At 41.2% G+C, this 22,979-nt stretch carries 37 protein-coding genes and 1 riboswitch; all 37 genes read right to left on the bottom strand.

What is annotated here, in order from left to right:
* Nucleotides 1-40: 40 nt before the first annotated feature.
* Nucleotides 41-403, bottom strand: a complete 363-nt coding sequence (locus CSV73_RS04425; protein ID WP_099626731.1) for a DUF3889 domain-containing protein — start codon at nucleotides 401-403, stop codon at nucleotides 41-43.
* 69 nt (nucleotides 404-472) lie between these two features.
* Nucleotides 473-1,168, bottom strand: coding sequence for a thiaminase II (gene tenA / locus CSV73_RS04420; protein WP_085131987.1), 696 nt, complete (start codon nucleotides 1,166-1,168; stop codon nucleotides 473-475).
* Between the two features lie 91 nt (nucleotides 1,169-1,259).
* Nucleotides 1,260-1,362: riboswitch (TPP riboswitch) on the bottom strand.
* 166 nt (nucleotides 1,363-1,528) lie between these two features.
* A complete protein-coding gene (locus tag CSV73_RS04415; protein ID WP_232319233.1) occupies nucleotides 1,529-1,966 on the bottom strand; it encodes a YheE family protein in 438 nt (145 codons plus the stop codon).
* Between the two features lie 660 nt (nucleotides 1,967-2,626).
* Nucleotides 2,627-3,451 (bottom strand): urease accessory protein UreD, encoded by an 825-nt coding sequence (locus tag CSV73_RS04405; RefSeq protein ID WP_099626730.1) that lies wholly within the window; start codon nucleotides 3,449-3,451, stop codon nucleotides 2,627-2,629.
* The gene (ureG, locus tag CSV73_RS04400; RefSeq protein WP_085131991.1) at nucleotides 3,444-4,064 is read right to left on the bottom strand and encodes an urease accessory protein UreG; all 621 of its coding nucleotides are present in this window, start codon (nucleotides 4,062-4,064) and stop codon (nucleotides 3,444-3,446) included. Before ureG ends, CSV73_RS04405 begins: the two co-directional genes overlap by 8 nt.
* A 37-nt stretch (nucleotides 4,065-4,101) precedes the next feature.
* Nucleotides 4,102-4,788, bottom strand: a complete 687-nt coding sequence (locus CSV73_RS04395; protein ID WP_085131992.1) for an urease accessory protein UreF — start codon at nucleotides 4,786-4,788, stop codon at nucleotides 4,102-4,104.
* Nucleotides 4,781-5,236 (bottom strand): urease accessory protein UreE, encoded by a 456-nt coding sequence (gene ureE, locus CSV73_RS04390; RefSeq protein WP_099626729.1) that lies wholly within the window; start codon nucleotides 5,234-5,236, stop codon nucleotides 4,781-4,783. Before ureE ends, CSV73_RS04395 begins: the two co-directional genes overlap by 8 nt.
* A 10-nt stretch (nucleotides 5,237-5,246) precedes the next feature.
* Nucleotides 5,247-6,965, bottom strand: coding sequence for an urease subunit alpha (gene ureC / locus CSV73_RS04385; protein ID WP_099626728.1), 1,719 nt, complete (start codon nucleotides 6,963-6,965; stop codon nucleotides 5,247-5,249).
* Nucleotides 6,962-7,285, bottom strand: coding sequence for an urease subunit beta (locus tag CSV73_RS04380; RefSeq protein ID WP_085131995.1), 324 nt, complete (start codon nucleotides 7,283-7,285; stop codon nucleotides 6,962-6,964). The genes ureC and CSV73_RS04380 overlap by 4 nt, the downstream gene beginning before the upstream one ends.
* A 30-nt stretch (nucleotides 7,286-7,315) precedes the next feature.
* The gene (locus tag CSV73_RS04375; RefSeq protein ID WP_085131996.1) at nucleotides 7,316-7,618 is read right to left on the bottom strand and encodes an urease subunit gamma; all 303 of its coding nucleotides are present in this window, start codon (nucleotides 7,616-7,618) and stop codon (nucleotides 7,316-7,318) included.
* Nucleotides 7,619-8,424: 806 nt separating this feature from the next.
* Entirely contained in the window at nucleotides 8,425-8,817 is a 393-nt protein-coding gene (rpsI, locus tag CSV73_RS04370; RefSeq protein ID WP_085131997.1) for a 30S ribosomal protein S9, read from the bottom strand.
* Nucleotides 8,818-8,836: 19 nt separating this feature from the next.
* Nucleotides 8,837-9,274 (bottom strand): 50S ribosomal protein L13, encoded by a 438-nt coding sequence (rplM, locus tag CSV73_RS04365; RefSeq protein ID WP_085131998.1) that lies wholly within the window; start codon nucleotides 9,272-9,274, stop codon nucleotides 8,837-8,839.
* 174 nt (nucleotides 9,275-9,448) lie between these two features.
* The gene (gene truA, locus CSV73_RS04360) at nucleotides 9,449-10,177 is read right to left on the bottom strand and encodes a tRNA pseudouridine(38-40) synthase TruA (RefSeq protein WP_369802572.1); all 729 of its coding nucleotides are present in this window, start codon (nucleotides 10,175-10,177) and stop codon (nucleotides 9,449-9,451) included.
* A 14-nt stretch (nucleotides 10,178-10,191) separates the two neighbouring features.
* Nucleotides 10,192-10,989, bottom strand: a complete 798-nt coding sequence (locus CSV73_RS04355) for an energy-coupling factor transporter transmembrane component T family protein (protein WP_099626726.1) — start codon at nucleotides 10,987-10,989, stop codon at nucleotides 10,192-10,194.
* A complete protein-coding gene (locus CSV73_RS04350) occupies nucleotides 10,983-11,858 on the bottom strand; it encodes an energy-coupling factor ABC transporter ATP-binding protein (RefSeq protein ID WP_085132000.1) in 876 nt (291 codons plus the stop codon). Before CSV73_RS04350 ends, CSV73_RS04355 begins: the two co-directional genes overlap by 7 nt.
* Nucleotides 11,834-12,691: an energy-coupling factor ABC transporter ATP-binding protein gene (locus CSV73_RS04345; RefSeq protein WP_099626725.1), complete on the bottom strand. Its 858-nt coding sequence runs from the start codon at nucleotides 12,689-12,691 to the stop codon at nucleotides 11,834-11,836. Before CSV73_RS04345 ends, CSV73_RS04350 begins: the two co-directional genes overlap by 25 nt.
* Nucleotides 12,692-12,967: 276 nt before the next feature.
* Nucleotides 12,968-13,348 carry a 50S ribosomal protein L17 gene (gene rplQ / locus CSV73_RS04340; RefSeq protein WP_085132002.1) on the bottom strand — a complete coding sequence of 127 codons (381 nt, stop codon included), beginning with the start codon at nucleotides 13,346-13,348 and terminating at the stop codon, nucleotides 12,968-12,970.
* A 30-nt stretch (nucleotides 13,349-13,378) separates the two neighbouring features.
* Nucleotides 13,379-14,323, bottom strand: a complete 945-nt coding sequence (locus tag CSV73_RS04335) for a DNA-directed RNA polymerase subunit alpha (protein WP_029053255.1) — start codon at nucleotides 14,321-14,323, stop codon at nucleotides 13,379-13,381.
* A 123-nt stretch (nucleotides 14,324-14,446) separates the two neighbouring features.
* Nucleotides 14,447-14,836, bottom strand: coding sequence for a 30S ribosomal protein S11 (gene rpsK, locus CSV73_RS04330; protein WP_009499031.1), 390 nt, complete (start codon nucleotides 14,834-14,836; stop codon nucleotides 14,447-14,449).
* A gap of 25 nt (nucleotides 14,837-14,861) precedes the next feature.
* Nucleotides 14,862-15,227, bottom strand: coding sequence for a 30S ribosomal protein S13 (rpsM, locus tag CSV73_RS04325; protein ID WP_029053256.1), 366 nt, complete (start codon nucleotides 15,225-15,227; stop codon nucleotides 14,862-14,864).
* A 24-nt stretch (nucleotides 15,228-15,251) separates the two neighbouring features.
* Nucleotides 15,252-15,365 carry a 50S ribosomal protein L36 gene (gene rpmJ / locus CSV73_RS04320; protein WP_076758849.1) on the bottom strand — a complete coding sequence of 38 codons (114 nt, stop codon included), beginning with the start codon at nucleotides 15,363-15,365 and terminating at the stop codon, nucleotides 15,252-15,254.
* A 39-nt stretch (nucleotides 15,366-15,404) separates the two neighbouring features.
* A complete protein-coding gene (gene infA, locus CSV73_RS04315; protein WP_029053257.1) occupies nucleotides 15,405-15,623 on the bottom strand; it encodes a translation initiation factor IF-1 in 219 nt (72 codons plus the stop codon).
* 345 nt (nucleotides 15,624-15,968) lie between these two features.
* Complete coding sequence (locus tag CSV73_RS04310) at nucleotides 15,969-16,622, bottom strand: adenylate kinase (RefSeq protein WP_085132004.1); 654 nt, start codon at nucleotides 16,620-16,622, stop codon at nucleotides 15,969-15,971.
* Nucleotides 16,623-16,668: 46 nt separating this feature from the next.
* Nucleotides 16,669-17,961, bottom strand: coding sequence for a preprotein translocase subunit SecY (secY, locus tag CSV73_RS04305; RefSeq protein ID WP_085132005.1), 1,293 nt, complete (start codon nucleotides 17,959-17,961; stop codon nucleotides 16,669-16,671).
* The gene (rplO, locus tag CSV73_RS04300; RefSeq protein ID WP_083034249.1) at nucleotides 17,961-18,401 is read right to left on the bottom strand and encodes a 50S ribosomal protein L15; all 441 of its coding nucleotides are present in this window, start codon (nucleotides 18,399-18,401) and stop codon (nucleotides 17,961-17,963) included. The genes secY and rplO overlap by 1 nt, the downstream gene beginning before the upstream one ends.
* Nucleotides 18,402-18,433: 32 nt before the next feature.
* Nucleotides 18,434-18,616, bottom strand: coding sequence for a 50S ribosomal protein L30 (gene rpmD, locus CSV73_RS04295; protein ID WP_029053261.1), 183 nt, complete (start codon nucleotides 18,614-18,616; stop codon nucleotides 18,434-18,436).
* A 13-nt stretch (nucleotides 18,617-18,629) separates the two neighbouring features.
* Nucleotides 18,630-19,130, bottom strand: coding sequence for a 30S ribosomal protein S5 (gene rpsE, locus CSV73_RS04290; protein WP_083034251.1), 501 nt, complete (start codon nucleotides 19,128-19,130; stop codon nucleotides 18,630-18,632).
* Between the two features lie 22 nt (nucleotides 19,131-19,152).
* Entirely contained in the window at nucleotides 19,153-19,515 is a 363-nt protein-coding gene (rplR, locus tag CSV73_RS04285) for a 50S ribosomal protein L18 (protein WP_085132006.1), read from the bottom strand.
* A gap of 33 nt (nucleotides 19,516-19,548) precedes the next feature.
* Nucleotides 19,549-20,088 carry a 50S ribosomal protein L6 gene (gene rplF / locus CSV73_RS04280; protein ID WP_085132007.1) on the bottom strand — a complete coding sequence of 180 codons (540 nt, stop codon included), beginning with the start codon at nucleotides 20,086-20,088 and terminating at the stop codon, nucleotides 19,549-19,551.
* Nucleotides 20,089-20,118: 30 nt separating this feature from the next.
* A complete protein-coding gene (gene rpsH / locus CSV73_RS04275) occupies nucleotides 20,119-20,517 on the bottom strand; it encodes a 30S ribosomal protein S8 (protein WP_029053265.1) in 399 nt (132 codons plus the stop codon).
* 30 nt (nucleotides 20,518-20,547) lie between these two features.
* Nucleotides 20,548-20,733 carry a type Z 30S ribosomal protein S14 gene (locus CSV73_RS04270; RefSeq protein WP_008298870.1) on the bottom strand — a complete coding sequence of 62 codons (186 nt, stop codon included), beginning with the start codon at nucleotides 20,731-20,733 and terminating at the stop codon, nucleotides 20,548-20,550.
* Nucleotides 20,734-20,753: 20 nt separating this feature from the next.
* A complete protein-coding gene (gene rplE / locus CSV73_RS04265; protein ID WP_085132008.1) occupies nucleotides 20,754-21,293 on the bottom strand; it encodes a 50S ribosomal protein L5 in 540 nt (179 codons plus the stop codon).
* A gap of 26 nt (nucleotides 21,294-21,319) precedes the next feature.
* A complete protein-coding gene (gene rplX, locus CSV73_RS04260; RefSeq protein ID WP_029053267.1) occupies nucleotides 21,320-21,631 on the bottom strand; it encodes a 50S ribosomal protein L24 in 312 nt (103 codons plus the stop codon).
* 35 nt (nucleotides 21,632-21,666) lie between these two features.
* Complete coding sequence (gene rplN / locus CSV73_RS04255) at nucleotides 21,667-22,035, bottom strand: 50S ribosomal protein L14 (protein ID WP_081243203.1); 369 nt, start codon at nucleotides 22,033-22,035, stop codon at nucleotides 21,667-21,669.
* A 38-nt stretch (nucleotides 22,036-22,073) separates the two neighbouring features.
* Nucleotides 22,074-22,337 carry a 30S ribosomal protein S17 gene (rpsQ, locus tag CSV73_RS04250; protein WP_029053269.1) on the bottom strand — a complete coding sequence of 88 codons (264 nt, stop codon included), beginning with the start codon at nucleotides 22,335-22,337 and terminating at the stop codon, nucleotides 22,074-22,076.
* Between the two features lie 17 nt (nucleotides 22,338-22,354).
* Nucleotides 22,355-22,555: a 50S ribosomal protein L29 gene (rpmC, locus tag CSV73_RS04245; protein ID WP_025783856.1), complete on the bottom strand. Its 201-nt coding sequence runs from the start codon at nucleotides 22,553-22,555 to the stop codon at nucleotides 22,355-22,357.
* The gene (gene rplP / locus CSV73_RS04240; RefSeq protein WP_085132009.1) at nucleotides 22,545-22,979 is read right to left on the bottom strand and encodes a 50S ribosomal protein L16; all 435 of its coding nucleotides are present in this window, start codon (nucleotides 22,977-22,979) and stop codon (nucleotides 22,545-22,547) included. The genes rpmC and rplP overlap by 11 nt, the downstream gene beginning before the upstream one ends.

Raw genomic sequence — 22,979 nt, 5'->3', positions numbered from 1 at the left:
AACGCCCCTGTGCCATGTTATATGGTATAGGGGCGTTTTTTTAGTGAACAGGTATTTCTTGAAAATCAATGCGAATAAATTTACCTGTTTCAGTTGAATAGGTGACAGTCACTATCACACCGAATTCCCGTTCTTCCTCTTTTAGCCAAAGTTGAAATTTTTCCAGGTTTGTAACTTTTTTTGAGTCGGTTGCGATATGCAAGTAATCCTTGATATCTGCATGAGGATATTTAAGCATCGTTTGCTTGATCGCAAGCCTTGACCATTTGGCGTATGCCGGTACTTCAACTTTACTATGTGCAGCAGCTGGCGCATCACTAGTACCCCACCCACTTGTCCATAATACTCCAAGTGCCAAACCTACTTTCGCTAAGATGGCGCACACCTCCTTTGGAAATAGCATGCGCTGTTTCTACCCATTCGATTCTAAATAAAAAACATCCAACTATGTTAGTCGGACGTTTATTGTGTATTACTTTGTAATCATCTGTTCTTCCTGCACACCAGGCCACATCTGTTTCGTATACGCCATGTCCCAGAACATATACTCATAACGAGTCGTATTAAGGAAAATCTCTTCTAGCCTCGCTAGTTCCGATTCAGGTTTACCTTCTGCAGTTTCATCCATTAATTCTAAGCACCAAGTAGCCAACTCACCAAAGTCCTCCGATGAATACATGCGAATCCAGTCACCATACAATGGATGATCCAACGCTCCTGGTAACGCAGCAAGCTCTTTGCCTATCTCCCAGTAACTCCACGCACAAGGCAATAATGCAGCGACTACTTCTGCTAAAGAACCGTTTTGACTAACATGTAGCATATAGTGCGTATACGCTAGGACAATTGGAGACGGCTTGGCATTCTCGAGCTCTTCTTCGGTAATGCCAAAGCGCGCCGCATATTTACGATGAAGCTCCATTTCTGTGTTTAATGTGCCGTTAAGCAACGCAGCGAATTTCCCCATCATCTCTACATCGGTCGCTTTCATAGTGCCTACAGCAAACACTTTCGCATAATCAATTAAGTATAAATAGTCTTGCACCATATAAAATCGAAAATTATCCGGATCCAACGTCCCATTTCCAATTTCTTGGACAAACGGATGACTATGATTCTGTCTCCAAATCGGTAATGTTTTCTCTAATAAACGCTCAGTGAACTTCATGTATACTCTCCCCTTTTTTCTTAATAAATGAAAAAACCACTTCTTGACCAGAAGTGGCGGAGAGACGTCACAAAGCACTTAACTAAGCTACGTAACATCTGCACCACTTCCTTACGCCGGTATGAACCGGATCAAGTTAAAGGGTTAAAGCAATATGCTTCTCTCAGCTCAACAGAGCACCCCTAGCGGTAACAACTATTTCATTTGTGTATCCATTGTAGTCATATCTTGTCGGAAAGGTCAAACGAATTGAGAGTACTTGTTGCACTACATACAACACTTCCATTGGCAACAGATCTTAAATAGATCTTTTCCAATCGACTACATCTATTTCGGCAGATTTCATGTAGTGTCCATTCGTTATTCTAAATGTTCGTTTAGCTTCTTCTGAACATCTTCTTCTATTTTTTTCACGCGCTCTTCTTTTAGTTTACGTCGTGGTTTAGGATGAAACCACTCAACTTCGCCATTAATAAATGTGCCTTTAAATTCTTCGCCTTGAATCTTCAATTTAAATAACTGAAGTGGCCGAGTTTGATTATTGCTAATCGAACGTTCGATCTCAATATCATCCGCTTCATTTCTAATCCCTTGCTCGGATAACAGTTCCAAAACTTTATCCTCTATGGCATTTACTTCTTCTTCACCAACGTCTTGCTTAGGGTGTGGATTAAGCCATTGGATTTTACCATCATGATAGTCTGCTTTGTAATTGCGACCTTCTATGATGAGCTTAAACTGAATTCGCTCGTACTGCCTGTCTTCAAAAACTTTTTCCACTTCAAAGTCATCTACCACAGGAAACACCTCCAAAAATAGTATCCATTCTTTTTTTATTAAATAGCTCATCTTACTTCATCAACAATACTAATTCAAGCAACCTAGCCCATAGTTTAATTTCCCATTATTTTTGCTACTTATAAATTCCTTATCATACTGAAATTTAAATTCAAATATATCTCAGCAATAGTTTGTTGTCAAATCAATTCATGTTCTGACATATTTTATGGAATTCGGAAATACGGTTAAAAAATTGGTGATCACAGTCATCTTACATGTCGTCTACTCAATTACTCCTTTGTTCCTTGCAAAGAATGCCAAATATACATTTGTATAACGATCTATTGTAGCCTCTGTTAATCCACTCGAGTGTTGGAGCCAATACACCCAAAAACTCCTATAATTTGCTTAGTTTGACGGAGAGGCCAAAGCCCATAAAATGCCGCAGCTCGTATGTATAATAATACCCTAATTTCTGTGTTTCAATCATCGGAAATGACACTCTACCTATTTCGCTTGTCTGGTACCTTAGTTGTTCGAACACACTCCAATCTGCGAACTTCAAATCATATTGAATTATAAAATCTTCTTCAATACTATTCATACATAGTAATTTGTATAGTACTAACAAAATTCTTAGAAAAAGCCCGACAACTCTTTTGAATTGTCGGGCTGTCTTTAGTACTTCCTTAAAAAACTTGGTTTCGGTTGATTCCATTCATCGCTAATCACGTGGTGGCAGACTGAAATAATCCGTTCTATAACTTGTGTATAGTTTGCCAATATGCGAATAGTGAAGCCCGGAACAGTAAGCTTGGATAATCCAAATGCAAATTCTCCAGTCTCATGTTGAATCGTTTCATATAATCGATCCAATAGCGCATCACTCGTTTTTTCTCCAACGACAATTAACGAACCTAAATGTGTATATCCTTCCATAAATCCTAACTCATTCATGTCTTGGGATGCTGGATGAAGTTTAATATGATCAAAGACAACAAGTTGACCTTCCATATAAATCTCCGTTTTCAAACGGAGCATGTCGTAGCTGAATTTTCTTCCTTCCGGTGACCAACCTGGAGTCAATATATCAGAATACAGAAAAGTTGCTCCCTTTTCCATATACACACTATTTTTCTGATAACAACTGGCATCTTCGTATGCAATCAGTGCATCGGGTAAGTACTCTAAATAACTGTCTTTTTTCAGATGAAAGACGGTCTCTTGGTATACTTGCTTGGTCGGCGTTTTATATACTTTCGTCGCTGACTGAGTCGTCAACGTTAGCATTGCCTGTTCACCCAGTGTGACTTTCATTTGATACCGATCACCATCTAAATAACCACCGCCAGGATTCAATAAGTAATAGCATGGATAACTATTCTTATTGAAATAGACGGGACGCATTACTTTAAATGCGCCTTGAAAGTAGACACTTTTCGCCACGGAGCGGCCTAGCCGATTTTCCATGACGAGGTCAAGAACACCTGTCCATTCAGACATCTTGTCCTAGTCCTTTTAACAACGCATGCTTCCTGACCCACTCTACTACTTCATCTAGTCCCTGATCATCTTTTAAATTAGTAAAAAAGAACGGTTTATTCCCTCTAAATATTTTCGTGTCAGATTCCATTACCTCAAGTCTTGCCCCGACATATGGTGCCAAATCTGTTTTGTTAATAATAAACAAATCAGATTTAATCATTCCTTGTCCACCTTTACGTGGGATTTTTTCACCTTGCGCCACGTCAATTATATAAATGGAAAAGTCTACGAGTTCCGGACTAAACGTAGCTGCTAGGTTATCGCCGCCACTCTCTACAAAAATCAACTCGACGTCGGGATGCTTTTCCTTCAGTTCATTAATTGCTGCGAAGTTCATCGAGGCATCTTCACGAATCGCCGTATGTGGGCAGCCTCCTGTTTCCACACCTACAATACGGTCTTCAGGAAGAATACCGTTCGCTACTAAAAATTTAGCATCTTCTTTCGTATATATATCATTAGTAATGACTGCCATACTCACTTCGCCATCTAAAGCGCGTGTGAGTTTTTCGACAAGCATTGTTTTTCCTGCACCAACTGGTCCACCGACACCTATTTTAATTGGTCCCATTCTAAGCACATCCTTATCATCAATTTCATTCTGTTCATTATGAACTAAAAATACGTATTCCAACACGTTCGTGTTGCATTTGTGAAAGCTCGAGTCCTGGTGATACAATACCAAACTCTTCTTGATCTAACTTCATTATTTTGTCTGTTGTTTGCTGAAGTTGTTGTTGAAAAGTATAAATAATTTTCTGTCCTGCAGTTTGTCCAAGCGGGATAGCCCGTACAGCGTTTTGCACGAGACTAACAACCGTCGAGTATAAATAATATAAAATCGTTGTATTCTTTTCTACTTGTAAGTGATGTCCAATCATCGTAAAAACAATAGCGGGATGGCCAAAAGCTTGTTTATCACGAATTTTCTGCGTGTAGGTAGATAATACCGGTATTTTGTAAATGGATTCTGCAATATCTAACATCCTATCGCCCATACGCTGTGTACCATCGCGGGATTCGCGGGCAAGATTCTGCACAGTCAATATGCGATCCAGTTCCCAAATCTTATCAAGTTCATTCATATCCAATGCATCATAAGCGAGTCTAACAGCTAAGCCGTCTGCATATGCAAGCTGTTCATGCACATAGACATTTAACCACTCAGAAAATGTATTAGCATCGATAACCTTGTCGTTCTGGATATAAGTTTCTAGCCCGAATGATTGACTAAAAGAGCCTATGGGAAAACTAGAATCGCATAGCTGTAACAAGGATAATGCATGGTTAGTCATGGCTATGCCCAATATGACGGAAAGCCTTTGCAACTTTTCGCTCTTCTCTCTTGAATGGAATATCCATTTCTCGCAGCAAATCTTCAACTAAATAATCATATTGCACGAGCATATCTTCATCCTCAAATTGCGCAGGTAAATGACGATTTCCAAGTTGATGAGCAATCGTTCCCATTTCAAGCATCGTCCGCGGGCTAATAATAATTAAATCATCAGAAAGGACATCAATCAAAATAATATTCTTATCATCCATAAACAGAATGTCTCCCGCTTCCAAATCACGCGGGCTATTTAATCGAATACCAATTTCACGTCCATGATCGGTTTCTACGCGTTGAATTCTCTTCATTAAATGTGCACTTTCTAAGTACACTTTCTCTTTATGACGACTTTCATACTCACTTGGATCTAAATCCCTGACGTTCATTAAGACTTCTTCTATAATCATTTTCTTCACCTCAGAATAGGAAATAGCGTTGCCCCATTGGCACTTCGTCAACTGGGTCGCATGTTATATGCTTTCCATCGATTTTTACTTCATACGTTTGTGGATCTACTTCAATATGTGGCGTAGCTGTATTTAACTTCATATCTTTTTTTGTAAGACTCCGTATATTACGGACAGGGAGTACCACTTTTTCAAGTCCAAGCTTCTCTTTGATTCCTTGATCATATGCGATCTGCGAAACAAATGTAATGGAACTTTGCGACAGTGCTTTCCCGAGCGTGGCATACATCGGGCGATAAATCATTGGTTGCGGTGTAGGAATCGTTGCATTCGCATCGCCCATTAAGCTAAAGACCGCCATTCCACTTTTCAAGATCATCTCCGGTTTGACTCCAAAGAACTTCGGATCCCACAAGACAAGGTCCGCTATTTTCCCAATTTCAATTGAACCGATATACTCCGATACGCCATGAGCAATAGCAGGATTGATCGTATATTTAGCGACATAGCGTTTTACCCGATTATTATCCGAATACTCACTGTCACCTTCCATGACCCCAAGTTGCTTTTTCATTTTATGAGCTACTTGCCATGTACGAAGTGCAACTTCACCGATACGGCCCATCGCCTGAGAATCGGAGCTTGTCATACTAAAGACACCCAAGTCTTGTAAAACATCTTCCGCAGCAATCGTTTCGTTACGGATGCGTGAATCCGCAAATGCGATATCTTCTGGCACAGATGGATTTAAGTTATGGGCAACCATGACCATATCCAAATGCTCATCAATCGTATTAATCGTATACGGCAATGTCGGATTGGTAGAAGCCGGCAACACATTCATCATACCTGCAGATTTAATTAAATCGGGAGCATGTCCGCCTCCTGCACCTTCCGTATGGTACATATGGATACCACGACCATCAATCGCTTTAATCGTATCTTCAAAAAATCCCGATTCATTTAATGTATCCGCGTGAAGTGCGACTTGTACATCATATTCATCAGCAATTCGTAATGCATGATCAAGAACGGATGGTGTCGCCCCCCAATCTTCATGGACTTTCAAACCAATCGCTCCAGCAATTATTTGTTCCGCTAAGGGAGCTCCCGCAGCCGCATGCCCTTTACCTGTTAAACCAATATTGATTGGTTGTCCATCTAAAGCCTTAAGCATTGAATGAAGATGCCAAGCACCCGGTGTGGCAGTCGTAGCTCTAGAACCATCTCCTGGTCCAGCTCCACCGCCGATTAATGTGGTTGTCCCAGCCGTAAGTGCAACATCTACTTGCGCAGGATTAATGAAATGTACGTGCGTATCAATTGCACCAGCCGTAATAATCTTACCTTCTCCCGAAATAATTTCAGTGGAAGCTCCAATAATAATATCTACTTTGTCTTGAACAAGCGGATTACCTGCTTTACCAACACCTGAAATTTTACCGTCACGAATTGCTAGGTCAGCTTTATATATCCCCGTATAGTCAAGAACGATAACATTCGTAATGACTGTATCAGGGACTCGTTCATCTTCTTCGCGCGTAATGAATGGATGTTGCCCCATTCCATCACGAATGACTTTCCCACCACCAAACACAACTTCTTCTCCGTATTTAGTAAAATCTTTTTCAATTTGGATGAATAAATTTGTATCTGCTAGTCGAACAGAGTCTCCAGTTGTCGGCCCGAACATTTGAGCATATTGCTCTCTATCCATTTTAAAACTCATTTCGTATTCCCGCCTTCCAATGGTCCGTCTACTTTATTATGAAATCCGTAAACTTCTCTTTCTCCAGCATAGTCAATTAGCTGCACTTCTTTTTCATCACCCGGTTCAAAACGAACAGCAGCACCTGCCGGTATATTGAGGCGTTTACCGTACGTCACTTCCCGATCAAAATTCAGGGCAAGATTTACTTCATAGAAATGGTAATGAGAACCGACTTGGATGGGTCTGTCACCATGATTAATAACTTGTACATGTATACTTTCTGCGCCTTCATTACAGATGATCGGTTCATCTTTTAAAATATATTCGCCTGGTATCATCGTTGTTTCCCCTTTCTTTTTATAAATAATCTATCTTATCGGATTATGCACTGTGACCAACTTCGTCCCATCCGGGAATGTTGCCTCAACTTGAATATCATCGATCATTTCTGGAATACCATCCATTACATCTTCACGGGATAAAATTGTCGCACCATAAGCCATAAGTTCTGCTACTGTTTTACCATCTCTGGCACCTTCCATCACTTCATATGTAATAAGAGCCATTGCTTCTGGATGATTCAATTTAAGCCCTCGTTCCCTTCGTCTTCTGGCAACGTCTGCAGCAACAACAATCATTAATTTATCAATTTCGCGCGGTAGTAATCGCATTGTTCAACCTCCTAAAATAATATATTGCAGTAAACTTTTATCTCCAAATAAATTAAAACTGTTGAATATTCTATAAAGTGTAAAAACTTATGTCAGCCTACTTTACACTTTCAATCGTTCCACACATTTTTATTCATTCATACAGTTCAATTGGACTAAAACGAGTATGAATAGAAAAATACAACTTGTCACAGTTTACCCAAATGCAAGTTAGCATAAACGTCACCTGTATAACACTTTTCTGACAAATGATTATTGTTATTTGAAGAAATGGTTTCTTTCTAGTTAGCTCTAATTTCGTATCATATAAATTGGTAACGAGATGTTTATTAAATGGTCTAGTCGCAGTTGAATCGTTAATGACTCATTACATCAGGGGGTGATCCGTGAGTCTCTCAAATATCTTGAACAACTGGATATGAAGGGTGGTCTACTTTCCTTATCACAAAGTTTTAGAAAGTAATTTGGAGTTACTGCTACTAATTTATTGTACAGTTTCTCGGTGAAGATTCAAGTGTTCCCGCTTACGAAAGGAGCTGACAAGTTATCTACTTACAAAAGTACAACTAAAACAGATTTTATTGCAGTTAAAATGCTTAAATCACATCTCGTCATATAGTCATTTGGTATAAAGAAATTCACATATGATAAGTGATGCGAAGTATGATAAATTAGCAAACCGATACCCATAGAGCTTGCAGTGTTTACTGCACAACTAGTAGTAAATGTTCATCCCCAAATACAGCATACTAGACGTAAAAAAGCCCTTCTCATAAAATAATGAGAAGAGCTTTTGAAAAAACAAATTAACGTTTTGAGAACTGAGGTGCACGACGAGCGCCGCGAAGACCTGGTTTCTTACGTTCCTTCATACGTGGGTCACGTGTTAGGAATCCTGCTGATTTAAGTGCTGCACGGAAATCAGGATCTACAGTAAGCAATGCACGAGCAACGCCGTGACGGATTGCGCCTGCTTGACCTGTGTAACCTCCACCGTTAACGTTAACGTGGATATCATAGCTTCCAAGTGTTTCCGTTGTAACTAGTGGTTGTTTAATGATTTCACGTAGTGTTTCGAATGGTACGTAGTCCTCTACGTCACGATTATTGACGACAATTTTGCCTTCGCCAGGAATTAGACGTACACGAGCTACTGAACTTTTACGACGGCCAGTGCCGATATATTGTACTTGTGCCAAGTGGGTTTCCTCCTCTTAATTAACCGCGAAGCTCGAAAGCTTCTGGTTTTTGTGCGATATGCTGATGCTCTGGACCAGCGTATACATGTAATTTCTTAATTGTTTGACGACCTAGAGGACCGTTTGGAAGCATTCCTTTAATCGCAAGTTCAAGCATTTTTACAGGGTAGTTAGTACGCATCTCAAGAGCAGTACGTGACTTAAGGCTACCTGTGTAACCAGAGTGACGGTGGTATAATTTATCTTTCAATTTATTACCTGTCAAATGGATTTTTTCAGCGTTGATGATGATGACGTGATCACCTGTATCAACATGTGGTGTAAACGTCGGTTTATGTTTACCGCGTAAAAGAGTTGCAACTTCTGAAGCAAGACGACCAAGCGTTTGTCCTTCAGCGTCGACAACTAGCCATTTACGTTCGACTTCGTGACCTTTAGCCATGAATGTTGTGCGCATATTGTATTTCCTCCTAAAATATCAAATCTGTTCCCTTGTTTTCTCTATCCCTAAACACAAATAAACTTCCGGGGCTTGTTTGTGGGGTTATTGAAATACCATTTATCATGTTACCCTTTATTGTCAATAAAGTCAAGCGTTTTTATGAATACACCAGGATTAGTTGCCATGAGTTCAATAAGTAACTTCTAGTAAGTACAAACCGTGTGCTGCCGCTGTCTTCCCTGCTCTTTGACGATCTTTCGCCTCGAGAATTTTCTGGATATCTTCTGGCTCGTCCCAACCAATACCGACCGCCAGCAAAGCACCCGCAATCGTCCGGACCATATTGTAAAGAAATCCATCACCTTCCACTTCAAGAATCAGTTCATCCTGATGACGTTCAAGTGTTAGTTTTCGGATCGTACGGACTTTATTCGAAGTAGCAGTCTTCGCCGAACAGAAACTTGTGAAATCATGTGTGCCGATTAAATAGGCAGCACCTGCATTCATTCGTTCTACATCCGGATTCCATCTACCTAAATGGACAGCAAAATTACGTTCGAATGGACTTTGTAATTCTCCATAGGACCATTTATATCGATACGTTTTACCTTTTGCACCGTAACGCGCATGGAATTCTTCAGACACCTGTTTAATCGCAGTTATGCGTACGTCTTTAGGTAGAAGCACATTTAATGCCATCAGCCATCGATCACCTAAATCAAGAGGTGTGTCAAAATGGATAACCTGACCTAACGCATGAACACCAGCATCGGTTCGTCCGCTTGCTACTGCGTGTGATGTAGAATCTTTATGCAATTTAACAAGTGCCTTATCGATCTCTGCTTGAACTGTCCGCATGCCTGGCTGAGATTGATAGCCAGCAAAGTTCGTACCGTCATACGAAACAGTCGCTTTCATTCGTTTCAATTTATTCACTTCCTTACCAATAGCAATACACCTACTAATAGCACAAAAGCGATTAGGACAGCAGTATCCCTCATATGCCAAGACAGCTGACGGAACCTTGTGCGACCTTCCCCACCACGGTAACCACGCACTTCCATTGCAATTGCCAAATCTTCTGCACGCTTAAATGCACTAACAAATAGCGGTACAAGCAAAGGAATGACTGCCTGTACCCGTTCTTTGATGGAACCGGTACTTAAATCAGATCCTCTTGCTAGTTGTGCCTTTAATATTTTATCTGTTTCGTCCATAAGAGTTGGAATGAAACGTAGAGAAATGGACATCATCAACGCTAATTCATGTACGGGCAATTTCAGCTTTTTAAACGGATTGAGTAGTGTTTCCAATCCATCCGTAATTGAGATCGGTGAAGTGGTTAACGTCAATACTGTCGTAATCAAAACAAGGACCAAAAATCGGATGGATATGAATATACCCATTCGCAATCCTTCTTCATAAATTTTAATAAACTTCCATTCAAATATAATGGGTCCTTCGCGTGTGAAGAAAATATGTAATAAAAGAGTAAAAATGATTAAAAAGATGACCGGTTTCAACCCGTTGATTAGAAAATATGGTCTGATTCTAGCAAGTGCAATGACAAACGCCGTGAAACCAAGCAAAATGGCATAAGATACTAAGTTATTTGCCAAGAACACTGCTACTACAAACAGAAAGACAAAGAGTAATTTGGAACGCGGATCCATACGATGCACAATAGATGTACCGGGAATAAAACGGCCAATAATCATTTTTTCTAACATGGCCGCTCCCCTTTTCTTGCAATGGCTTTTGCTAGTTCTTGCGCCAATACTTCTTCCGTAAGTGCAATACGATCAAAACGCTGTCCACTCATCCTTTCTACTTCACGTTGAAAACGCACAGAACGCGGGACGCTGAGTCGAAATGAATGGAGTTCCTCTTCCAGACTATATATATCTTCAGGCGTCCCTTCCATCACGGCTGTCCCCTCATGCATCACCAGAATCCGATCACTGTAGCGTGCGGCGTCTTCCATACTATGTGTAACGAGGATAGTCGTTAAACTCTCTGTCTTATGCAAATGATGGAACAACTCCATAATTTCTTTACGACCTTTAGGGTCTAGCCCTGCTGTCGGCTCGTCAAGGACTAAGACAGACGGTTTGAACGCAAGGACACCTGCAATGGCAACACGCCGCATTTGACCTCCTGATAGCTCAAAAGGAGACTTTTGCAACACATCTTCAGGCAGACCTAAAAGCTTTACTAGTTCATGTGCGCGAGACCTTGCTACCTCTTTCGGCACACCAAAATTGATAGGACCGAACATAATATCTTTTTCAACTGTCTCTTCAAATAACTGATGTTCAGGAAACTGAAACACAATCCCTACTTGGTGTCGAACTTCTTTCATCTGCTTACCTTTAGTCTGTGCAGTAATCATCGTGTCACCTATTTTGACAATACCCTCAGACGGCTTTAGCAAACCATTCAAATGAAGCAATAATGTCGATTTCCCTGATCCTGTATGACCAATGATTGACGTATAAGAACCTGAAGGGATTGTAGCTGTCACGTCCTGCAAGGCACGTTTCTCAAACGGTGAATCTTTAGCGTATAAGTAGCCTACTTGCTGAAGTGAAATGTCCACAATTCATTCACCAACTCTTCTTCTGTCATATGATTGCTTTCCAACTCTACGCCAGCTATTTTTAATAACTCAGAAACACGTAAAGCAAACGGCAGATCGAGTCCAACCTTTTCAAGTTCAGTACCTTGTTGAAAGATTTCCTGCGGTGTACCTACCATCAAGACTTGTCCTTCATTCATAACCAATATACGATCTGCCAATAACACTTCTTCCAAGTCATGCGTAATGGATAACACAGTCAGTCCGATTTCAGACCGTAATTTCTTGACGATCTCGATTACTTCTTCACGTCCTTGGGGATCCAACATGGAAGTGGCTTCATCTAGAATAAGCAGTTCAGGATGCAAAGCTAATGCACCTGCAATCGCCACACGCTGCTTCTGCCCACCTGAGAGATGATGCGGCTCATGATTGATGTATTCTGTCATCTTCACCTGCTCCAGAGCCTCATGAACACGTTTTACCATCATGTCGTGTGGTACGCCATTGTTTTCAAGTGCAAATGCTACATCATCCTGCACCGTTGAACCGACAAACTGGTTATCAGGGTTCTGAAAGACAATGCCCATACGGGAACGTGTCTCCCAAAGATTTTCTTCTGATAGTCGTTCAGAAAAGAGATGTACTTCACCTGACGAAGGAAACATCAAGCCAATCAATAGCTTGGCTAACGTCGACTTACCAGAACCGTTATGTCCTACAACTGCCAGCCATTCTCCTTCATACAAAGTGAAAGATATATCATGTAATGCTTTAGTTGACATAAGCGAAGATTCCTCTTCTTCAATCTCGTAAGAAAAGTCAACGTGGTGCATCGACGCTATTTCCTTCATCTGGATTCCTCCTCTTAGATGTTGTTATGAATCACTATAATTCTTATGTACTCCATTATTCTTATGTATAAAAAAAAAGCGCGTACCTCATCTAAGGAATGCGCCTTTGAAAACGAAAATGCCGGGTGCTCATGCCGACATCTCAGATGAGGTACGTAGAGCTAGACCAGTCGATTACTCGCGGATCATAACACTCAGCTTTTATGTCGTATAAATCTCGTACTTGTAATAAAAGGGTGTGCTGTGCGTGACAGACACACCCTCGAAGTGTTGGAATTACACCAGTTCGATAATAACTACTGGTGCGCCATCGCCACGGCGAGGTCCCATTTTCATTATACGTGTATAACCGCCTTGGCGATCTGCATAACGTGGTGCTACTGTATCAAAAAGTTTTTGAAGTGCAAACACTGTTGCTTCTTCGCCTTCTGCGTTTTCAACAGTCACCTTCTCACGACGAATATATTCAGCCGCTTGACGACGTGCATGAAGATCTCCACGTTTTCCAAGAGTGATCATCTTTTCAACTACTTTACGTAATTCTTTCGCACGTGTTTCAGTTGTCTGGATGCGCTCGTGAATAATAAGATCTGTCGTTAAGTCGCGAAGCATTGCTTTACGTTGTGAACTTGTGCGTCCAAGTTTTCTGTATCCCATTTGAAGTTACCCTCCTTCAATATATGTCAGTTACTCTTCAGAGCGTAACTCAAGGTTTAGCTCATCCAATTTAGCCTTCACTTCTTCAAGCGATTTACGGCCTAAGTTTCGCACTTTCATCATTTCGTCTTCAGACTTGTTAGCAAGTTCTAAAACCGTATTGATGCCTGCACGCTTCAAGCAGTTATAAGATCGAACAGAAAGATCAAGTTCTTCAATCGTCATTTCCAGAACCTTTTCTTTTTGGTCTTCTTCTTTTTCTACCATGATTTCTGCAGTTTGTGCTTCGTCAGTCATACCAACGAATATATTCAAATGCTCTGTAAGAATCTTAGCTCCAAGCGATACTGCCTCTTTAGGACCTATGCTTCCATCTGTCCATACATCGAGTGTCAACTTATCAAAGTTGGTACTTTGTCCGACGCGAGTGTTTTCAACTTGGAAATTAACGCGTGATACAGGAGTGTAAATCGAGTCAATTGGAATCACACCAATCGCTAGATCCTCACGTTTGTTTTGATCGGAAGGAACATATCCGCGTCCACGTACAGCATACATACGCATACGTAAATGTCCATTTTTACCGAGAGTAGCAATCGGGAGATCTGGATTTAATACTTCAACATCACTATCATGTGTGATGTCTGCAGCCGTCACGACGCCTTCACCTTTCACATCGATCTCAATAACTTTCTCATCATCTGAGTAAATTTTGAGTGCTAGTTTCTTCACATTCAAAATAACTGTAGATACGTCTTCGACGACACCTTCAATTGTAGCGAATTCATGAAGTACACCATCGATTTGAATAGATGTCACAGCAGCTCCTGGTAATGAAGACAAGAGAATGCGGCGCAAGGAATTCCCTAAGGTATTTCCATATCCACGCTCTAAAGGTTCGATAATAAACTTACCGAACTGTGAATCTTCACCGATCGTTACTGTTTCAATCTTTGGTTTTTCAATCTCGATCATTTATTTACCCTCCTCAAAACGTCTCTATATTGGTTTAACCTTATTGAATTCACTGATAATAGATAGTCTATTTCAACAGTATTAACAAAAATTGTCTTTCTTAATCCAATAGATTCAAACCGATTATACGCGACGACGTTTTGGCGGGCGACAACCATTGTGTGGAACTGGAGTTACGTCTCTGATTGCAGTAACTTCAAGACCTGCAGCTTGTAGTGAACGGATAGCCGCTTCACGACCAGCACCTGGGCCTTTAACTGTTACTTCCAATGATTTCAAACCATGTTCCATTGCTGTTTTCGCTGCAGTTTCAGCAGCCATTTGTGCAGCAAACGGAGTAGATTTACGGGAACCTCTAAAGCCAAGTGCACCAGCGCTAGACCATGAAAGTGCATTACCGTGGCTATCCGTGATAGTTACGATAGTGTTATTGAACGTTGAACGGATATGTGCAATACCAGTCTCAATATTCTTTTTTACACGACGTTTACGAGTTTGTTGTTTACGTGCCATGTTGGAAAGAACCCTCCTTTACCTATTATTTTTTCTTGTTAGCCATTGTGCGTTTAGGACCCTTACGCGTACGTGCATTGTTTTTCGTGTTTTGTCCACGAACAGGCAATCCACGACGGTGACGGATTCCACGGTTACTACCGATTTCCATCAAACGCTTGATGTTTAGAGAAGTTTCACGTCGAAGATCTCCTTCTACTTTCAAGCCGTCAATTTGTTCACGAATCTTATCAAGTTCAGCGTCAGTTAAATCACGAACGCGAGTCTCTTGAGAAATATCAGCTGCAGTTAAAATTGATTGTGCAGTTGTTTTACCAATACCGAATATATATGTCAATGAAATGACAACGCGCTTATCGCGCGGAACGTCTACACCAGCAATACGTGCCATATAAGTTGTGCACCTCCTTGTGTTTTAGCCTTGTCTTTGTTTATGCTTTGGATTTTCACAGATTACCATTACCCGGCCGCGTCTACGAATAACTTTACATTTTTCGCAGATCGGTTTTACAGATGGTCTTACTTTCATCCTACCCAACCTCCTTCAATATTTCGGGAGTGCAAAAGTTTATTTGAAACGGTATGTGATACGACCACGTGTTAAATCGTAAGGTGAAAGTTCCAATGTCACCTTGTCGCCTGGCAGAATACGAATAAAGTGCATACGAATTTTACCTGACACGTGTGCAAGCACAGTATGTCCGTTTTCTAACTCCACTTTAAACATCGCATTCGGCAACGTTTCAAGAACAGTTCCTTCTACCTCAATTACGTCGTCCTTCGCCATCAATCCTGTCTCCCTTCTATATCCAATAAAGGCTTTCACCATCGAGCGGCATCAGTTGCCTTCAAAAGGCTTCCTTCAACATATGTCCAGTTAGCATGAGTGATGTTCGAAAGACGTCTGCCACATTTCGCTGTTTCGCATAAATTGCGAATGAGATCCTTTATTGCCCTCGTTGCAGTGCCAATTATATATTATACTGCCATTGGCAATAGAATGCATGTCAGAACTACCAAGGAATTAATGATAAACTCTCATTTATCTTATAACAGGAACTTAAAGCTTTTGCAGTTCGTTTTCATCCATTACTTTCCGAACAATGATGAAGATGCGCCCGAAAAGGATTGATTACTTTTTATGCTGTTGCAAAATTGCATCCAAGTCCTTGAATACAAGATTAATGTCCTGTTGGCCATTAATTTTAGTCAGTACACCTTTTTCGCCATAAAAGTCGAGTAAAGGAGCTGTCTGATTCATATTTACTTCCAGACGATTCATGACAGTATCCGGATTATCATCTGCACGCTGGTAAAGTTCGCCACCATCTTTATCACACACATCTTCTACCTCTGGAGGATTGAAGATCAAGTGATACGATGTGCCACACACTTTACAAATACGACGCCCAGATAATCGTGCAACTAATTCTTGCGTATCGACTTCGATGTCCAATACGTACTCAATGCTTTTTCCTAAATCCTTAAGTAAAGCATCTAGTGCTTCAGCTTGAGGTACTGTTCTAGGAAAACCATCAAGAAGAAATCCATTGTCACAATCCGTTTTGCTTAAACGCTCACGCACGATACCAATGGTAACTTCATCAGGAACTAATGCTCCTTGATCCATGAACGATTTCGCTTTAACTCCAAGTTCCGTGCCATCTTTGATGGCAGCACGGAACATATCGCCTGTAGAAATATGAGGGATTCCGTACTTCTCGACAATTTTGTCTGCTTGTGTACCTTTACCAGCACCAGGCAGACCCATTAATACGATGTTCATACGTCCTTGCCCTCCGTTTGTTTACAATAGGTCAGGCTATTGCTTTTTATTTCATAAAGCCTCTGTAATGTCTCTTCACTAATTGTGATTCTAATTGCTTCATTGATTCGAGGGCAACCCCTACTACGATGAGCAAGCTCGTTCCGCCGATTTGAGCGGATTCAGGCAAATTCGCCAAGTTAATGAAGAAAATTGGCATAACTGCTACGACGGCAAGAAAAATCGAGCCGACGAACGTCAGCCTATACAGAGTACTTGTTAAGTACTTTTGAGTGTTTGCTCCTGGGCGAATTCCCGGGATATATGCCCCTTGCTTTTTCAGATTGTCTGCCATATTTTCTGGATTCACTTGAATGAATGCATAGAAATACGTAAACGCGACAATAAGTGTTACATATAAAATCATACCGATCGGATTCGTATAATCGAAGATCCGAATAATAGTTTTAGTTACACTGTTCTCACCGAAAAATGGAGCGATTTGTTGTGGCGTGATGAAGAATGCCACCGCAAAGATTACCGGGATAACTCCTGCAGCATTCAATTTCAAAGGTAAATGTGTTTGTTGACTTGCAACAGATTGATTACGTCCTGAGACACGCTTCGCATATTGAATCGGAATTTTCCGCAATGCTTCTTGGAAGTAAATAACTCCGACTACAATGGCTACGATTACGATCAATAACAAGACCATCGTTGCAATTCTAATAAATAGTGCATCTCCAGCGTCTTGAATTTGCGTTACATACAACTGGTTAACAGCATTCGGAATGCCGGCGACAATCCCTGCAAAGATAATGATGGAAATACCATTCCCAACACCTTTTGCAGTAATTTGTTCACCAAGCCATAGTAGGAAAGCTGTACCGGCAGTCAATACAATTGCAATTGTGATATAAGTGGATATGCTGTTGTCTTGAATCAGTGTACCACCAAACGTTTGGTTGAAACCAAATGACATGGCAAGTGCTTGAATAAAGGCAAGAACAATCGTGAAATATCTTGTGAATTGTGCAAGCTTTCGTCTTCCGACGTCCCCTTGTTTTGACCACTCAGTAAACTTTGGAACAACATCCATCTGCAAGAGTTGTACAATGATGGATGCCGTGATATACGGCATTATCCCCATTGCAAAGATCGAGAAGTTGGATAATGCTCCTCCACCGAATGTGTTCAAGAATCCGATAAACTGATTATCTGATTGTTGCAAAGCAGTTGCATCAACGTTTGGAACCGGAACAAATGTCCCTAGTCTGAAAACGATGAGCACTAGGAGGGTGAAAATTATTTTAGACCGGATCTCCTTCACACGCATGAAATTAGAGATTGTCTGAAACATTATACCACCTCTGTTTGCCCGCCTGCTTTTTCAATTGCTTCTTTTGCAGAAGCGGAGAATTTGTTAGCACGTACTGTGATCTTCTTATCAAGTGTTCCGTTACCCAGAATCTTGATACCAGATTTAGCGTTGCTTACAACACCAGTCTCAATTAGCAATTCCGGTGTTACTTCCGTGCCTTCTTCGAAACGATTTAATGTATCGAGGTTAACGATGGCATAATCTTTACGATTGATGTTCGTGAACCCGCGCTTAGGAAGTCGTTGGAAAAGAGGAATTTGTCCACCTTCGAAACCAAGACGTACACCGCCGCCTGAACGAGCGTTTTGGCCGTCATGACCTCTACCAGAAGTCTTACCTGTTCCAGATCCAATCCCACGACCAACACGTTTGCGGTTTCTACGAGATCCTTCAGCTGGTTTTAGCTCATGTAATTTCATCTTATCGGCACCTCCTTATTGTAAAATAGTACTTAAATTTCTTTAACGGTTACCAAGTGGCTAACTTTTGTGATCATACCACGGATGGCATCGTTGCTTTGATGCTCAACTGTTTGATTTAACTTTCGAAGACCTAGTGCTTCAATTGTTTTACGTTGTGTCGGTTTTGAACCAATAACACTTTTCGTAAGGGTGACTTCAAGTTTGTTCGTCATTGTATTTCCCCCCTTAACCTAACAGTTCTTCTACGGATTTACCACGCAATTTGGCAATGTCTTCTGCGCGCTTCAAATTCTGCAACCCTTCGATTGTTGCACGTACCATATTGATCGGTGTGCTTGATCCAAGAGATTTAGAAAGAATATCCGTGATGCCTGCAAGTTCAAGTACCGCACGGACAGGTCCACCTGCGATAACACCAGTACCCGGAGCAGCTGGTTTGATGAGGATTTGTCCTGCACCAAAGCGTCCGATTACTTCATGTGGAGTTGTACCTTTGACCATTGGCACTACAATCAAGTTTTTCTTCGCATCTTCAATTGCTTTACGGATTGCATCTGGAACTTCTTGTGCTTTACCAGTACCAAAACCGACACGACCGTTTTTATCACCGACTACGACAAGTGCAGTGAAGCGGAAACGACGTCCACCTTTTACAACTTTCGCAACGCGGTTGATCGTTACTACGCGTTCTTCGAACTCACTTTTGTTCTGATCATTACGACGCATGAAATATGTCCCTCCCTCTTAATTAAAATTCCAGTCCATTTTCGCGTGCAGCATCGGCTAATGCTTTTACACGGCCGTGGAAAAGATATCCGCCGCGGTCGAAAACAACCGTTTTAACGTCTTTTTCAACAGCTTTCTTTGCAATAAGCTCGCCGACTTTAGCTGCAGATTCAGTGTTGCCAGTAGAGCCAGTCTCAACATCGTTATCTCTTGTAGAAGCGCTAACGATTGTTACACCATTCAAATCATCAATCAATTGTGCATAGATGTGTTTGTTTGAACGGTAAACGTTTAGACGTGGACGCTCTGCAGTTCCGCTGATTTTCGTACGCACACGTGCGTGACGCTTTTTACGGACAGCGTTTTTATCTTGTTTCGTGATCATCGGAGTCACTCCTTCCAAATACCTCGGGCGGTATTATTTACCTGTTTTACCTTCTTTACGACGAACAATTTCGCCTTCATAACGAATACCTTTACCTTTATATGGCTCTGGTGGACGTACTTGACGGATGTTAGAAGCAAGAGCACCTACGTGTTCTTTGTTGTATCCGCGAACGATTATTTTCGTGTTCGCTGGAACTTCAACTTCTACACCTTCTTCTGGTGTGAATTCAACTGGATGTGAGTAACCTACGTTCAATACAAGTTTTTTCCCTTGCATAGAAGCACGATATCCAACCCCAACCAATTCAAGTGTGCGTTCAAATCCTGTAGATACTCCCACTACCATGTTGTTAAGTACAGAGCGTGTAGTACCGTGAATTGAACGGTGAGCTTTTGATTCAGAAGGACGAGTAAATGTAATTACATTACCTTCGTGAGTGATCGTAATTTCTTTATCTAATTGTCTCGAAAGTTCACCTTTCGGACCTTTAACAGTAGCGAAGTTTCCCTCTGAAATTGTTACAGTAACGTTTTCAGGGACTTCGATCTGACGATTACCAATACGGGACATTCTATTGCACCTCCATTCAATTGTAGCTAATTACCAAACGTAAGCGACGACTTCTCCGCCGACTTGTTTAGCGCGGGCTTCTTTGTCTGTTAATACACCGTTTGATGTAGAAACTAGTGCAACACCTAAGCCGTTAAGTACTTTAGGAACTTCATTTGATTTAGCATATACACGAAGTCCTGGTTTAGAAATACGTTTCAAGCCATTGATAACGCGTTCGTTATCTTGACCGTATTTTAGGAAAATGCGGATGATGCCTTGTTTGTTATCTTCCACGTATTCCACATCGCGAACGAAACCTTCTCGTTTTAAGATCTCAGCGATTTCTTTCTTTACGTTTGAAGCAGGTACCTCAAGCTTCTCGTGGCGAACCATGTTCGCATTACGGATGCGTGTAAGCATATCTGCAATCGGATCACTCATTGTCATTTGAATTAACCTCCTTCCCTAATTAGGGGTTTACCAGCTGGCTTTTTTGACGCCAGGAAGTTGTCCCTTGTATGCAAGTTCGCGGAAACAAATACGGCAAAGTTTAAATTTGCGATATACTGAATGTGGACGGCCACAACGTTCGCAGCGTGTATATTCTTGTACTTTGTACTTTGGCGTACGTTTCTGTTTAGCGATCATAGATTTCTTAGCCACGTTTTCGCCTCCCTATTATTTTACTTTTGGAATGGCATGCCACACTGTGCAAGCAACTCACGTGCTTCTTCATCAGTGTTAGCTGTCGTCACGATGACGATATCCATCCCTCGTACTTTTGATACTTTATCGAAGTCAATTTCAGGGAAAATAAGTTGCTCTTTCACACCAAGAGTATAGTTACCGCGACCGTCAAACGCTTTTTTAGAAACGCCACGGAAGTCACGTACACGTGGTAATGAGATTGTAACTAATTTATCGAGGAACTCATACATGCGCTCACCGCGAAGCGTTACTTTAGCTCCGATCGGCATTCCTTCACGTAAACGGAATCCTGCGATAGATTTTTTCGCTTTCGTAATGACTGGTTTTTGACCTGAAATAGTTGCAAGATCCTCAACAGCTGCATCAAGTGCTTTTGTATTTTGGACAGCATCACCAACACCCATGTTGATAACGATTTTATCTACTTTAGGAACTTGCATAACAGATGTATATTCAAACTTGCTCATTAGAGCAGGTGTGATTTCTTTAGAAAACTTCTCTTTCAAACGACTCATCAGTCGGACCTCCTTTCATGCAATACTTACTTATCCAATGATTCACCGGATTTTTTTGCAATACGTACTTTTTTACCGTCTTCCATTTTGTAACCTACACGAGTCGGCTCGCCTGTTTTAGGATCGATTACCATCACGTTTGAGACGTGGATTGTAGACTCTTGGCTTACAATTCCGCCCTGTGGGTTTTCTTGGTTCGGCTTTGTGTGTTTCTTGACGATATTAATACCTTCAACAAGCACACGGTCTTTTTTCGGGTAAGCAGTTAGGATCACACCTGTTTTGCCTTTATCTTTCCCAGAGATCACCATTACTTTGTCGCCTTTTTTAACGTGCATTTATCGCACCTCCTTGACTGGCTCTGTCATTAGAATTAAAGAACTTCTGGAGCAAGTGAAATGATTTTCATGAAGTTATTGTCGCGTAGTTCGCGAGCAACTGGTCCGAAAATACGTGTTCCACGTGGCCCTTTATCATCACGGATAATAACGCAAGCATTCTCATCGAATGTAATGTATGAACCGTCTTTACGACGAACTCCACTTTTCGTACGAACGATGACCGCTTTAACAACGTCACCCTTCTTAACAACGCCACCTGGTGTTGCCTTCTTAACCGTAACAACAACTACGTCACCGATGTTAGCTACTTTACGACCTGATCCGCCTAGTACTTTAATTGTTAGTACTTCGCGTGCACCAGAGTTGTCAGCAACTTTCATTCTACTTTCCTGTTGAATCATCGAGGTTACCTCCTTCCGAAATCTGAGTTAAAAACCTATTAGATGATGATCGCTTTTTCAACGACTTCTAGAAGACGGAAACGCTTAGTTGCTGATAATGGACGTGTTTCCATAATACGAACAACATCGCCGATTTTCGCTTCGTTTAGCTCATCATGAACTTTAAGTTTCTTAGAATACTTTACACGCTTACCGTATAAAGAATGTTTTTTGTATGTTTCTACCATTACCGTAACGGTTTTATCCATTTTATCGGAAACCACACGGCCTGTGTATACTTTGCGCTGATTACGCTCAGTCATGGCTGCAACCTCCTTCATCAGTTATTTGCACTGATTTCTCTTTGTCGTATTACAGTTTTCATGCGCGCAATCGATTTGCGTACTTCACGGATGCGTGCAGTGTTTTCTAATTGACCTGTCGCTAACTGGAAGCGAAGGTTGAAAAGCTCTTCTTTAAGTGATTTCACTTTTTGCTCAATCTCTGCAGTTGTTAAGTCACGAATTTCATTAGCTTTCATTAGACTCACCACCAATTTCTTGTCGTTTTACAAACTTGCTTGTTACAGGAAGTTTGTGCGATGCAAGTCTAAGTGCCTCACGAGCAACCTCTTCTGAAACACCTGCAATTTCGAACATTACTCTACCAGGTTTCACAACTGCAACCCAGCCTTCTACAGCACCTTTACCGGAACCCATCCGGACTTCTAGAGGCTTTTTAGTATATGGTTTGTGCGGGAAAATATTGATCCATACTTTACCGCCACGTTTCATGTAACGAGTCATAGCAATACGAGCAGATTCAATCTGACGGTTAGTGATCCAACTTGCTTCTAGAGCTTGAAGACCAAACTCACCAAACTGAACTGTAGCGCCACCTTTTGTTTCACCACGCATTTTCCCACGGAATACACGACGATGTTTTACACGTTTAGGCATTAACAT

This window comes from Sporosarcina sp. P1 (assembly GCF_002743155.1).
GTDB lineage: Bacteria > Bacillota > Bacilli > Bacillales_A > Planococcaceae > Sporosarcina > Sporosarcina ureae_B.
The sequence above is the reverse complement of the archived record's forward strand: the minus strand, read 5'-3'. Positions and strand labels throughout refer to the sequence as shown.